General features: G+C 59.1%; 12 protein-coding genes. 6 read left to right on the plus strand and 6 right to left on the minus strand.

Translation table 11 applies throughout. The features are described from left to right. Positions 1–97: 97 nt before the first annotated feature. Together NUV89_RS07905 and argF are read right to left on the minus strand one after the other, a co-directional pair. Positions 98–1,207: an ABC transporter ATP-binding protein gene (locus tag NUV89_RS07905; protein ID WP_257780884.1), complete on the minus strand. Its 1,110-nt coding sequence runs from the start codon at positions 1,205–1,207 to the stop codon at positions 98–100. Next, positions 1,204–2,124, minus strand: coding sequence for an ornithine carbamoyltransferase (gene argF, locus NUV89_RS07910; protein WP_257780885.1), 921 nt, complete (start codon positions 2,122–2,124; stop codon positions 1,204–1,206). The genes NUV89_RS07905 and argF overlap by 4 nt, the downstream gene beginning before the upstream one ends. Positions 2,125–2,559: 435 nt before the next feature. Between argF and NUV89_RS07915 the strand changes: the two genes are divergently transcribed. Together NUV89_RS07915 and grxD are read left to right on the plus strand one after the other, a co-directional pair. Next, the gene (locus NUV89_RS07915; protein WP_257780886.1) at positions 2,560–4,668 is read left to right on the plus strand and encodes a molybdopterin oxidoreductase family protein; all 2,109 of its coding nucleotides are present in this window, start codon (positions 2,560–2,562) and stop codon (positions 4,666–4,668) included. Between the two features lie 77 nt (positions 4,669–4,745). After that, positions 4,746–5,084, plus strand: coding sequence for a Grx4 family monothiol glutaredoxin (grxD, locus tag NUV89_RS07920; protein WP_257780887.1), 339 nt, complete (start codon positions 4,746–4,748; stop codon positions 5,082–5,084). Between the two features lie 69 nt (positions 5,085–5,153). Here the strand turns inward: grxD and bfr are convergent, their stop codons facing one another. Both bfr and NUV89_RS07930 read right to left on the minus strand, forming a co-directional pair. Beyond that, positions 5,154–5,624: a bacterioferritin gene (gene bfr, locus NUV89_RS07925; RefSeq protein WP_257780888.1), complete on the minus strand. Its 471-nt coding sequence runs from the start codon at positions 5,622–5,624 to the stop codon at positions 5,154–5,156. A gap of 201 nt (positions 5,625–5,825) precedes the next feature. After that, positions 5,826–6,044 carry a bacterioferritin-associated ferredoxin gene (locus NUV89_RS07930; protein WP_010564137.1) on the minus strand — a complete coding sequence of 73 codons (219 nt, stop codon included), beginning with the start codon at positions 6,042–6,044 and terminating at the stop codon, positions 5,826–5,828. Between the two features lie 242 nt (positions 6,045–6,286). Between NUV89_RS07930 and NUV89_RS07935 the strand changes: the two genes are divergently transcribed. Then, entirely contained in the window at positions 6,287–6,889 is a 603-nt protein-coding gene (locus tag NUV89_RS07935) for a peroxiredoxin (RefSeq protein ID WP_003172097.1), read from the plus strand. A 65-nt stretch (positions 6,890–6,954) separates the two neighbouring features. Here NUV89_RS07935 and rnt read toward each other — a convergent pair whose 3' ends face one another. Then, positions 6,955–7,626, minus strand: a complete 672-nt coding sequence (gene rnt, locus NUV89_RS07940; protein ID WP_017738287.1) for a ribonuclease T — start codon at positions 7,624–7,626, stop codon at positions 6,955–6,957. Continuing rightward, entirely contained in the window at positions 7,623–8,669 is a 1,047-nt protein-coding gene (gene pyrC / locus NUV89_RS07945; protein WP_032891786.1) for a dihydroorotase, read from the minus strand. The genes rnt and pyrC overlap by 4 nt, the downstream gene beginning before the upstream one ends. Before the next feature lie 156 nt (positions 8,670–8,825). Here pyrC and NUV89_RS07950 point away from each other — a divergent pair, with 156 nt between their 5' ends. From NUV89_RS07950 to NUV89_RS07960, 3 genes are all read left to right on the plus strand, one after another. Continuing rightward, positions 8,826–9,734 (plus strand): OmpA family protein, encoded by a 909-nt coding sequence (locus tag NUV89_RS07950; protein ID WP_257780889.1) that lies wholly within the window; start codon positions 8,826–8,828, stop codon positions 9,732–9,734. Positions 9,735–9,863: 129 nt separating this feature from the next. Further along, positions 9,864–11,081: an argininosuccinate synthase gene (locus NUV89_RS07955; protein WP_017738284.1), complete on the plus strand. Its 1,218-nt coding sequence runs from the start codon at positions 9,864–9,866 to the stop codon at positions 11,079–11,081. 636 nt (positions 11,082–11,717) lie between these two features. Next, positions 11,718–12,350 (plus strand): response regulator transcription factor, encoded by a 633-nt coding sequence (locus NUV89_RS07960; protein ID WP_122719714.1) that lies wholly within the window; start codon positions 11,718–11,720, stop codon positions 12,348–12,350. Positions 12,351–12,402: the final 52 nt, after the last annotated feature.

Here is a 12,402-nt window from a genome sequence, read left to right on the forward strand (position 1 = left end):
AGCGGTGAATCAGCTATGAATCTGGTGGCTGACACACTGCATTCGCGAGCAAGCCCGCTCCCACACAAGCCCGCTCCCACATTTCGATCCGGTTTTGTCAGTGGGCAGCGCTGTAACGGCGAACGCCTGAATCGGATTGAGGAATCTGCGCCGCCACGCTGCCCGACGCCTGGAACAGCACCAAGTGTTCAGCCGCCACCCGAATCCCCACATCAGCGCCCACCTGGTGGTCGGCGTGGCTCGGGAAAATCGACTCCAGCTGCGCGCCCGTCGGCAATTGCAGGCGGTACAAGGTCGATGCGCCGAGGAACGTCTTGCCCACGATCCGCGCTTTCAAGGCGCTGTCTGGCGCGTAGACGATGTCGTCGGGGCGCAGCAAAACATCCACGGCACCGCCGGTTGGCCATGGGTAGGCCCGGTTCCCGCGCAGGTCGCCCAGTTCGGTGCTGACCGACTCCGGCGAACTCAATTGGCCACGGATGAAATAACCCTGGCCGATAAAGCTCGCGACATAGGTTGTCTGCGGCTCGTGATAGAGGTTGTAGGGCGTGTCCCATTGTTCCAGGCGGCCTTCCTTGAAGACACCGACCTGGTCGCTCACGGCGAACGCTTCTTCCTGGTCATGGGTGACGAGGATCGCACTGGTGCCGCGCGCCTTGAGGATGTCGCGCACTTCGTGGCTGAGCTTGCGCCGCAGCTCACCGTCGAGGTTGGAGAACGGTTCATCCAGCAGCAGCAGTTGCGGTTCCGGCGCCAGGGCGCGGGCGAGGGCAACGCGTTGTTGCTGGCCGCCGGAAAGCTCGTGGGGGAAGCGTTTGCCCAGGTTCTTCAGGTTGACCAGCTCCAGCAGCTCGGCAACCACGCGGTCTTTTTGCGGGTGCTTGCGGATACCGAAGGCAATGTTGTCCGCCACGCTGAGGTGGGGAAACAGCGCGTAGTCCTGGAACACCATGCCGATGCGACGTTTCTCCGGTGCCAGGGTGAAACCGGCGCTAGAGATCACTTCGCCCGCCAGGCTGATTTCCCCTTCGTGTACCGGCTCAAACCCGGCGATCGCGCGCAGGGTGGTGGTCTTGCCACAGCCCGAAGAGCCCAGCAGGCAGCCGATGTCGCCGGCGTTGAGGTGCAGATTGAGGTTCTGCACCACCCGTTGATCTTGATAGCCGCATGCCAGATTGCGCAGGTTCAGCAGGAATGGCTGGCTCATGCGTGGTGGTACGACGGCGGGACGAGGAATTCGAGCAGGGCCTTTTGCGCATGCAGGCGGTTCTCTGCTTGATCCCAGGCGACCGAACGGCTGTCATCCAGCAGGTCGAGGCTGATTTCTTCACCACGGTGGGCCGGCAGGCAGTGCATGAACAGCACGTCCGGTGCGGCCAGGTCGAGCAGGGCACGGGTCACCTGGAACGGCGCGAACAGGGCCAGGCGCTTGGCGGTTTCGTCTTCCTGGCCCATGGAGGTCCAGACGTCGGTGCTGACCAAGTGTGCGCCCATCACTGCTTCGCGGGGGTCGCGCACGACGGTGACGCGCTCGCCGGCTTGTGCCAGGAAACGTGCATCAGGCTCGTAGCCTTGCGGGCAGGCAACGCGCAATTGGAAGTCGAACTGGATCGCCGCTTCTATATAGCTGTTGCACATGTTGTTGCCGTCGCCGATCCAGGCCACGGTCTTGCCCTGGATCGAACCACGATGCTCTTGGAAGGTTTGCATATCGGCCAGCAACTGGCACGGGTGCAGGTCATCGGACAGGCCGTTGATTACCGGTACGCGGGAGTGGGCGGCAAATTCGGTGACGGTGCTGTGGGCAAAGGTGCGGATCATCACCGCATCGAGCATGCTCGACATCACGATGGCGCTGTCGGCGACGGTCTCGCCACGGCCCAGTTGGGTGTCGCGCGATGACAGGAAGATGGCTTGGCCGCCCAGTTGGATCATGCCGGCTTCAAAAGACACACGGGTACGGGTCGAGGATTTTTCGAAGATCATCCCGAGCACGCGGTTTTTCAAAGGCTCGAACAGTACGCCGCGGTTACGCAGGTCTTTAAGCTCAATGCCTCGACGGATCACGCTGACCAGCTCTTCGGGCGTGCAATCCATCAGGGAGAGAAAGTGCCTTGCGCTCATCATTAACTACCTTTTTGCAACAGACCGCAGATACTCAAAGCCTTGTTTATTGTGACAACGGGCGAGACCTGCGGCGAAAGCCGCACGGGGCGACGAAATAGGGGAAGGCGCGATATTGACATTAAATGTCGCGTCTTACCAATAGGGGCTACGGTTTTATGGGTGTTCAAGCAGGGCGCAGGAGCGCTTTTGAAGACGGTTTCCAGACAGCAGCGGGCCATTTGTACACTGGCCCTGCAACCTTTTGCAATCCGCCGGGGCGGGCCTGGGCTGGGTTATGTCGGTTTCAGCGGCGGTGTGGGATGTTTCTGAAACATTTACTCATGCTTACCCATGGCTTGGCCTGATGTCCGTCGATTCACGGGACTGACCATGGTGGCGCCCTCATCGGTCGCGGCCCATAGTTGAGTCAAAGCCCTAATAAAGAGACTGGCCATGACCAAGACTCTCCATCACCGTGCCTGCCATCTGTGTGAAGCCATCTGCGGCCTGACCCTGGAAACCACGCGCGCCGACGACGGCAGCCTGGCGATCACCTCGATCAAGGGCGACGCGCTGGACACGTTCAGCCGTGGCCATATCTGCCCCAAGGCCGTGGCGTTGCAGGACATCCAGAATGACCCGGATCGCCTGCACCAACCGATGTTACGCGTGGGTGGCGAGTGGCAGCCTATCCCGTGGGAAGACGCGTTCAAGCTTGTAGCCGAACGGCTGGCAGGCATCCAGGCCCGGCATGGGCAGAATGCGGTGGCGGTGTACCAGGGCAACCCCAGCGTGCACAACTATGGGCTGATGACCCACAGCAACTACTTCCTGGGCCAGCTCAAGACGCGCAACCGCTTCTCCGCGACCTCGGTGGACCAGTTGCCCCATCACCTCACCAGCCACTTGATGTACGGCCATGGTTTGTTGCTGCCGATCCCGGATATCGACCACACCGACTTCATGCTGATCCTCGGCGGCAACCCACTGGCGTCCAACGGCAGCATCATGACCGTGCCCGATGTGGAGAAACGCCTGAAAGCCATCCAGGCCCGGGGGGGCAAGGTGGTGGTGGTCGATCCACGGCGCAGCGAGACGGCGGCGATGGCCGACCAGCATATATTTGTGCGCCCTGGTGGGGATGCGGCGTTGTTGTTCGCGGTGCTCAACACGTTGTTTAGCGAAAACCTGACCCGTGCCAGTCATTTGCCCGTTGACGGCCTGGAGGAGGTACGTTGCGCCATTGCCGGGTTTACCGCCGAAGCCATGAGCCGCCAGTGTGCGGTGCCGGCCGAGCAGATCCGCCAGTTGGCGCGGGACTTTGCGGCGGCGGACAAGGCTGTGTGTTATGGGCGCATGGGGGTTTCGACCCAGGCCTTCGGCACGCTGTGCCATTGGCTGGTGCAGTTGATCAACCTGGTCACCGGTAACCTGGATCGGGTCGGCGGTGCGTTGTGCACCTCGCCGGCGGTGGACCTGGTGGCGTCCACCGGCGGCGGGCATTTCAATCGCTGGCAGAGTCGGGTTTCCGGGCGCCCGGAGTATGGCGGCGAGTTGCCAGTGTCGGCCTTGGCCGAAGAAATGTTGACGGAAGGCGAAGGGCAAATCCGCGCGCTGGTGACCGTTGCCGGCAACCCAGTGTTGTCCACGCCGAACGGTCGTCAGTTGGAGCAGGCCCTGGATGGCTTGGAGTTCATGGTCAGCATCGACCTCTATATCAACGAGACCACCCGTTATGCGGACTTGATCCTGCCGTCCACCTCGGCCCTGGAAAACGATCACTACGACACCACGTTCAATATGTTCGCCGTGCGTAATGTCACCCGCTTTAATCGCGCGATTTTGCCCAAGCCCGAAGGCGCGTTGCATGACTGGGAGATCTTTGTCGGCTTGGCCCAGGCGTTCGCCGCACGGACGGGGGCAGCGCTCAAGCCGACCATGGCGCCGGCGCAGATGATCGACTTCGGCCTACGGGCCGGTGCGTACGGTGATGCGTCGGAGCATAAGCTGTCCGTCGCGATGCTGGCAGATCATCCCCATGGCGTGGACCTGGGGCCGCTCAGGGCCAACCTTGCCTCACGTCTGAAAACTGCGGATGGCAAGGTGCAGGCGGCGCCTGCGGTGATCCTTGCCGACCTGGCGCGGTTTGCCGCGCAGCCGCTGCCGGTGGCCGACGAACTGTTGTTGATCGGGCGCCGGCATGTGCGCAGCAATAATTCCTGGATGCACAACTATCACCGCTTGGTGAAGGGCAAGCCGCGTCATCAGTTGCTGATGCATCCCGATGACCTGTCCAGCCGGCAGTTGAGCGATGGCCAGCGGGTGCGCGTGAGTTCACGCATCGGCATGATCGAGGTGGAAGTGCTGGCCAGCCTGGACATGATGCCCGGCGTGGTCAGCCTGCCCCACGGCTGGGGGCATGGCCGCCCGGGCGTGCAGATGAGCATCGCCAGCGGGCAGCCGGGGGCGAGTGCGAACGACTTGACCGACGAACGGCAACTGGACGAATTGTCGGGCAACGCGGCGCTCAATGGTGTTCCGGTGCAGGTCGCAGCTGCCTGAGCACCCGGCTGGAATTTTGCGTTACAATGCGCCACCGTGCCGACCTGTGAGTCGCAAAGTTCCAGCCGAGGTGTTCCATGGATATCATCGAAACGATCAAAGAGCAGATTGCTGCCAACACCATTCTGCTTTACATGAAGGGCGCACCTAACGCTCCTCAGTGCGGTTTCTCCGCGAAGGCGTCCCAGGCCATCATGGCGTGCGGCGAGAAATTCGCTTACGTGGATATCCTGCAAAACCCTGAAATCCGCGCCAACCTGCCGAAGTACGCCAACTGGCCTACGTTCCCACAATTGTGGGTGGCCGGTGAGCTGGTCGGCGGTAGCGACATCATCGTCGAGATGGCGGCTGATGGTTCGCTGCAAGCGCTGATCAAAGAAGCAGCGGCAAACGCGGCGTCCAAGACCGACGCTTGATGCGCTTGCAATAAAAAGCCCCGCTTCTCGTGAGAGAGCGGGGCTTTTTTATACCTGGGTGCTGAGGGCTTATTCGCCCATCTGCGATTGCAGGTAGTTTTCCAGGCTGACTTTGTCGATCAGGCCCAGCTGGGTTTCCAGCCAGTCGATGTGCTCTTCCTGGTCTTCCAGGATGTCTTCCAGCAGTTCGCGGCTGCCGAAGTCGCCTTTGGTTTCGCAGTGAGCGATGGCGGCCTTGAGGTCGCTGTGGCTCTTCTGTTCGAACTTGAGGTCGCTGCTGACCATTTCCTGGGTGTGCTCGCCGATGTTCAGCTTGCCCAGGTCCTGCACGTTCGGCAGGCCTTCCAGGAACAGGATGCGCTTGATTAGCGCGTCGGCGTCCTTCATGGCCTTGATGGATTCTTTGTATTCACGCTTGCCGAGCTTTTCCAGGCCCCAATCGTCGTACATGCGTGCATGCAGAAAGTACTGATTGATCGCGACCAGTTCATTGGCAAGGATTTTGTTGAGTTGCTGGATGACTGAGATGTCGCCTTTCATGACTGGGGTCCTGCCCTGTAATCGCTGTGTATAAGGCGGAGTTTGAGCGGCGAAAACCTTAGTGTCAAACCTAAGTTATTGAATAATAAATGAAAATTAATCGGAATAAGAATGTTTGTGTTCCGCGTCTTGGCGCTAACTAATTGAATTGCGGGCATAAAAAAACCGGACACTAAGTCCGGTTCTTTAAAACACGCCTATTTAGGCGTGTGTAAATTCTGCTGAATAGGGGAGCGCGGCCTGGGCTGTTTGCAGCTGCGTCAGGGTTTCCCGTACCACTTGCTTGGCGAGGCAGGCACATTTGCCGCACTGGCTGGCAACGCCGGTGGTTTCACGCACTTCCTTGTAGCTGCAGCAACCTTCATAGATTGCTTCGCGGATTTGTCCGTCGGTGACGCCAGTACAGAGGCAGACATACATAAGGGAGAACCGTCGCGGGTTTAAGGCTTAAGTGCGGTGGATCTTAATGTTAACGAGAATGATTGTCAAAGTAGATTCGTAGGGTATTCGCTGCTACGCCCCCTGCACTGACGAACGGTTTTTTCAGTGTATGATGGTCGGTCTTCACGAAGCGTGACTGCGTCACAGGGCTGTCGCTTATGCGCGCCAGACTGGGCCGGTCCTTTTACTTCAATCGTCACCCCTACATCAGGAGATACCCAATGAGCGTACTCGTCGGCAAACAAGCCCCGGATTTCGACGTACCTGCCGTCCTCGGCAATGGCGAAATCGTTGACAGCTTCAAGCTGTCTGAAGCCATCAAAGGCAAATACGGCCTGGTGTTCTTCTACCCGCTGGACTTCACCTTCGTCTGCCCTTCGGAGCTGATCGCTCTGGACCACCGCATGGACGATTTCAAGGCGCGCAACGTTGAAGTGGTAGCCGTTTCCATCGACTCCCATTTCACCCACAACGCCTGGCGCAACACTGCCATCAATGATGGTGGCATCGGCAAAGTCAAATACACCATGGCTGCCGACATGAAGCACGACATCGCCAAGGCCTACGACGTTGAGTCCGAAGGCGGCGTGGCTTTCCGTGGCGCGTTCCTGATCGATGACAAGGGCGTTGTGCGCTCCCAGATCATCAACGACCTGCCACTGGGCCGTAACATGGAAGAGCTGATCCGCCTGGTCGACGCCCTGCAATTCCACGAAGAGCACGGCGAAGTCTGCCCAGCCAACTGGAAAAAAGGCGACAAAGGCATGAACGCTTCGCCAGAAGGCGTTGCGGCTTACCTGACCGAGAACGCTGGCAAGCTGTAAGCCAGCGTCGAGGTACAAAAAAACCGGCCTGAGAAGGCCGGTTTTTTTATGCGCGGGAAATGGCTTCAGTCGCCGAAATCTTCCCAGCCGCCCATCTGCTTCCAACGATTGACGATGCCGCAGAACAGATCGGCTGTCTTCTCGGTGTCGTAGCGCGCCGAGTGGGCTTCGCGACCGTCAAAGTCGATACCGGCTGCCTGGCAGGCTTTCGCCAACACGGTCTGGCCATAAGCCAGGCCAGCGAGGGTGGCGGTGTCGAAGCTGGAGAACGGGTGGAACGGGTTGCGCTTCATGTCCAACCGCGCCACGGCGGCGTTCAGGAAACCCAGGTCGAAGCTGCTGTTGTGCCCGACCAGGATCGCGCGTTTGCAGCCATTGGCCTTCAACGCCTTGCGCACACCACGGAAGATGTCGGTCAGCGCGGCTTCTTCACTCACGGCCATGCGCAGTGGGTGATCGAGCTTGATGCCGGTGAATTCCAAAGCGGCTGCTTCGATATTCGCGCCTTCAAACGGCTCGACGCGGAAGAAGTGGGTGTGCTCCGGGAACACAAAACCCTGTTCATCCATGCCGATGGTGGTCGCGGCAATTTCCAGCAGCGCATCGGTGGCGCAGTTGAAACCACCGGTTTCTACGTCGATGACAACCGGCAGATAGCCGCGAAACCGCTCGGCCATCGGGTGACGGGAGCCGCCACCACTGTGCTCGTGTTCGTCGTCGTAATGGTCTTCACTCACTTGCTTTCCTCCAGCAGGCGCCAGCGCAGTGTTTCACCGGCGCGCAGCGGGATAACGGTCAGCTCGCCAAACGGCAGGCTGGCAGGGGCGGTCCAGTCTTCACGGACCAGGGTGATGCGGTCGGTATTCGCCGGCAGGCCGTAGAAACGCGGGCCGTTGAGGCTGGCAAAACCTTCAAGCTTGTCCAGGGCATTGCGCTGTTCGAACGCTTCGGCGTACAGCTCGATCGCCGCATACGCGGTGTAGCAACCGGCACAGCCGCACGCCGCTTCCTTGGCGTGCTGGGCGTGGGGCGCCGAGTCGGTGCCGAGGAAGAACTTCGGATTACCGCTGGTCGCCGCATCCAGCAACGCCACCTGGTGGGTGTTGCGCTTGAGGATGGGCAGGCAATAGAAGTGCGGCCGAATCCCGCCCACCAGCATGTGGTTGCGGTTGTACAGCAGGTGATGGGCGGTGATGGTCGCGCCGACGTTGGCCGAGGCCTCGGTGACGAACTGCACGGCATCGGCGGTGGTGATGTGCTCGAACACCACCTTGAGGGTCGGGAACAGCTCGACCACACGGCGCATATGCTCGTCGATGAAGATCTTCTCGCGGTCGAACACGTCCACGTCGCCACGGGTGACTTCACCGTGGATCAGCAGCGGCATGCCGACTTCGGCCATGGCTTCGATGGCCGGCAGGATCTTGTCGATACTGGTCACGCCGGAATCGGAGTTGGTGGTCGCGCCAGCCGGGTACAGCTTGGCGGCGTGCACGTAGCCGCTGGCCTTGGCTTCACGAATTTCTTCGGGCTGGGTGCGGTCGGTGAGGTAGAGCACCATCAGCGGTTCGAAGCGGCTGCCGGCCGGCCGCGCAGCGAGGATACGCTGGCGATAGGCGTCGGCTTCAGCGGCATTACGCACCGGAGGTACCAGGTTAGGCATGATGATGGCGCGGCCAAACGTGCGCGCAACATCGGCCACGGTTTGGGGCAACGCAGCACCATCGCGAAGATGAATATGCCAGTCGTCGGGACGCAGCAGGGTCAGGCGGTCGGACATTGGGGATTCCAGGCGGGTCAATCTGGTGGGAATGCTACCGGAAAAGACTCTTGCAGGCACTCGCTATCAAGTTTTGCAGGATGCATCCGATAGCCTTTCGTATGCCTTATCGATGTATGACGCTTTGAAGTGTTGTAGAAACCAGTGGAGCCTCCCGTGCGCCAGCAATATCTAGCCCTGCTCAGTGTGTTCGCCAGCCTGCCTGCGATGGCCCTCACGTTCCAGACGCGTCTGGAGAATATTGAGTGGAAGGTGGAGGGCGACAAGTTCGAGTGCCGTCTGACCCAGCCGATCACCGACTTCGGTTCGGGTGAGTTCGTGCGCCGGGCGGGCGAGCAGGCGACGTTTCGTCTGAAAGCCTATGGCGGATCGCTGGGGGCGGGTTCTGCGACCTTGTTGGCAGCCGCTGCACCCTGGCAGCCCGGCCGAGGTGATATCAACCTGGGTGCAGTGCGTGCCGGCAGTGGCGATGTGTTGTTCAACAGTTCCCAGGCCCAGGCTGGGCGTTTGTTCAATGGCTTGCTGGAGGGGCGCTCGCCGACGGTTCGACACTACGGGCGCGAAGGTGGCTACTCGGAAATCCGTTTATTGCCGGTGCGCTTCAACAAGGCCTATAGCGACTACCAACTGTGTACCGCCAAGTTGCTGCCGATGAACTACGACCAAGTCAAGCAGACGGAAGTCGGCTTCCCCGGCGGCGGCATTGAACTGGACGCTGCGGCCAAGCAGAAGTTGGCGGTGATTGTGGAATTCATGAAGGCTGATCCGACCGTCAACCACGTTGAATTGAACGGTCATTCGGACAATAGCGGCAATCGCCTGACCAACCGCGATGTTTCGCGTCGTCGGGCCTTGGCGGTCATGGAGTACTTCAAGGCCAACGGCATCCAGGAGTCGCAGGTCACCCTGCGTTTCCACGGCGAAAGCTACCCCCTGGCGCCCAATACCAATGCGGCCAACCGGGCGCGCAACCGGCGCGTCAATATTCAGCTGGAACGGGTGGCAGCCCCCGAGAAACCGGCACCCACGGCCACCGGGCCGAGCAACCCAGCCGCCACCTCCTGACGTGCGACCATCGGTCGCTCGTTCGACATAATCTGTCGCTTTATCTTCATTTGCTGTCGCGCCCCTGTAATTTCACGGTTTTGATCGGTAGAATCGTCGCCTTTCCGTACAACCCCGTGGAGTGATGGCATGGCCGACGTAAACAAGGTCGTTCTCGCGTATTCCGGCGGCCTGGACACTTCGGTGATCCTCAAGTGGCTGCAGGATACTTATAACTGTGAAGTGGTGACCTTCACCGCTGACCTGGGTCAGGGCGAAGAGGTCGAACCTGCACGTGCCAAGGCGCAAGCCATGGGCGTGAAAGAGATCTACATTGACGACCTGCGCGAAGAATTCGTCCGCGATTTCGTTTTCCCGATGTTTCGCGCCAACACCGTCTACGAAGGCGAGTACCTGCTGGGTACCTCCATCGCACGTCCGCTGATCGCCAAGCGCCTGATCGAAATCGCCAACGAAACCGGCGCCGACGCCATTTCCCATGGCGCCACCGGCAAGGGCAACGACCAGGTGCGTTTCGAACTGGGCGCCTACGCCCTCAAGCCAGGCGTGAAAGTGATTGCACCTTGGCGTGAATGGGACCTGCTGTCCCGTGAAAAGCTGATGGATTACGCTGAAAAGCACGCGATCCCGATCGAGCGTCACGGCAAGAAGAAGTCCCCGTACTCGATGGACGCCAACTTGCTGCACATCTCCTATGAAGGCGGCGTGCTGGAAGACACCTGGACCGAGCACGAAGAAGACATGTGGAAATGGACCGTCTCTCCGGAGAACGCGCCAGACAAGCCGCAGTACCTGGAACTGACCTACCGCAACGGCGACATCGTCGCACTGGACGGCGTCGAGATGACCCCGGCCACCGTGCTGGCGACCCTGAACCGCATCGGTGGCGAACACGGTATCGGCCGCCTCGACATCGTCGAGAACCGTTACGTGGGCATGAAGTCCCGTGGCTGCTACGAAACCCCGGGCGGCACCATCATGCTGCGCGCTCACCGTGCTATCGAGTCCATCACCCTGGACCGCGAAGTGGCTCACCTCAAAGACGAGTTGATGCCCAAGTACGCCAGCCTGATCTACACCGGCTACTGGTGGAGCCCTGAGCGTCTGATGCTGCAACAGATGATCGACGCCTCCCAGGCCCACGTGAACGGCGTTGTGCGCTTGAAGCTGTACAAGGGCAACGTGATCGTCACCGGCCGCAAGTCCGATGAGTCGCTGTTCGACGCCAACATCGCTACCTTCGAAGAAGATGGCGGCGCCTACAACCAGGCTGACGCAGCGGGCTTTATCAAGTTGAACGCATTGCGCATGCGCATTGCGGCCAACAAAGGTCGCAAGTTGTTCTGAATGCCCTGACGCTTTAAGAGAGGCCCCTTGTTAAAGGGGCCTTTTTTTTGCCTGTTAAAAAAGCAAGTCGATACCGAGTTTTAGGCAGGTGTTTAGTGATGTTTATAGAGTGTTGAATAGTTGGCGCTTGTGAGGTTTTTTAGATGTGGGAAATGGTTCTGGGGCGGCGTATTAAATGGAGAATGACTTATTTACACCGAGGTAGGAACTATTTCTTACAGAAGATTCACTCATATAGGCGTGAGATGGGTGTTGCTGAGTGAAATATCTGTAGGAAATTATGGTGTAAGTGGATGTGTTTAAGGGAACTGAAATGATAAGGTTTTTCTTGCCGACTTACCTGCGCGAAGGCAACAAGCAAGGGGCATTTGCTGAAAGTCATGTGCGCTACCTTTACCGCCTGCCCCATAGCCGTTGGATATTTCATTCGAAATGTGTGTGGGCCCAGAAAAGTCTGAAAGCCTCCATAAAACTCGGCACATCCGAATCAGTGTTTTTTTGTAGGCTTATTCCTATATCGTTGTGGCTTGGGTCTCTGCTTGCTGTTACTCAGGGGGGAACGCTATGCCAACTAGGAAACGACTAGGCTATTGTGCTTGCTCTGAATAATTCGAACAGCGAAATTGGACTTTCCTTATGAATAAAGTGCTGATCGTGGATGATCATCCCGTCATTCGTCTTGCTGTGCGTATGCTAATGGAGCGTCATGGTTATGAGGTCGTTGCCGAGACCGATAACGGTGTCGATGCGTTGCAACTTGCACGGGAGCATATGCCGGACATCGTCATACTGGATATTGGAATTCCCAAGCTCGATGGGCTGGAAGTTATTTGCCGGCTTTCCTCCGTCAAACAGCCCGCTCCGTTCAAGGTGCTGGTGCTGACGTCCCAGGCGCCTGGCCATTTCTCCATGCGTTGCATGCAGGCTGGCGCTGCGGGTTATGTCTGCAAGCAGCAGGACTTGACTGAGTTGTTGAGCGCCATCAAGGCGGTGCTCTCCGGCTACAGCTATTTCCCGAACCAGGCGTTGAATTCGGTGCGCTCAACCATGGGCAACGCGAGTGAGGCCGACATGGTCGAGCGCCTTTCGGGGCGGGAGATGATGGTGCTGCAGCAGTTGGCACGCGGTAAAACCAACAAGGAGATCGCCGACGGCATGTTCCTGAGCAACAAGACCGTCAGTACGTACAAGACGCGTTTGCTGCTCAAGCTCAATGCACGCTCGCTGGTGGACCTGATTGAGTTGGCCCAACGCAACGGGCTCGTATAGGGGAGGGGGCATCTACGGACGTGTTAACCGGCCAGTGAGACCGCTAGAAAAA

The organism is Pseudomonas sp. 18.1.10 (genome assembly GCF_024655625.1).
In the GTDB taxonomy this organism is placed as follows: domain Bacteria; phylum Pseudomonadota; class Gammaproteobacteria; order Pseudomonadales; family Pseudomonadaceae; genus Aquipseudomonas.

What these genes read in the sequence shown, in the direction of transcription:
- NUV89_RS07905 (WP_257780884.1), bottom strand. Translation starts at nt 1,207, where the DNA reads ATGAGCCAGCCATTCCTGCTGAACCTGCGCAATCTGGCATGCGGCTAT.
- NUV89_RS07955 (WP_017738284.1), top strand. Translation starts at nt 9,864, where the DNA reads ATGGCCGACGTAAACAAGGTCGTTCTCGCGTATTCCGGCGGCCTGGAC.
- NUV89_RS07915 (WP_257780886.1), top strand. Translation starts at nt 2,560, where the DNA reads ATGACCAAGACTCTCCATCACCGTGCCTGCCATCTGTGTGAAGCCATC.
- NUV89_RS07935 (WP_003172097.1), top strand. Translation starts at nt 6,287, where the DNA reads ATGAGCGTACTCGTCGGCAAACAAGCCCCGGATTTCGACGTACCTGCC.
- grxD (WP_257780887.1), top strand. Translation starts at nt 4,746, where the DNA reads ATGGATATCATCGAAACGATCAAAGAGCAGATTGCTGCCAACACCATT.
- pyrC (WP_032891786.1), bottom strand. Translation starts at nt 8,669, where the DNA reads ATGTCCGACCGCCTGACCCTGCTGCGTCCCGACGACTGGCATATTCAT.
- NUV89_RS07960 (WP_122719714.1), top strand. Translation starts at nt 11,718, where the DNA reads ATGAATAAAGTGCTGATCGTGGATGATCATCCCGTCATTCGTCTTGCT.
- argF (WP_257780885.1), bottom strand. Translation starts at nt 2,124, where the DNA reads ATGAGCGCAAGGCACTTTCTCTCCCTGATGGATTGCACGCCCGAAGAG.
- NUV89_RS07930 (WP_010564137.1), bottom strand. Translation starts at nt 6,044, where the DNA reads ATGTATGTCTGCCTCTGTACTGGCGTCACCGACGGACAAATCCGCGAA.
- bfr (WP_257780888.1), bottom strand. Translation starts at nt 5,624, where the DNA reads ATGAAAGGCGACATCTCAGTCATCCAGCAACTCAACAAAATCCTTGCC.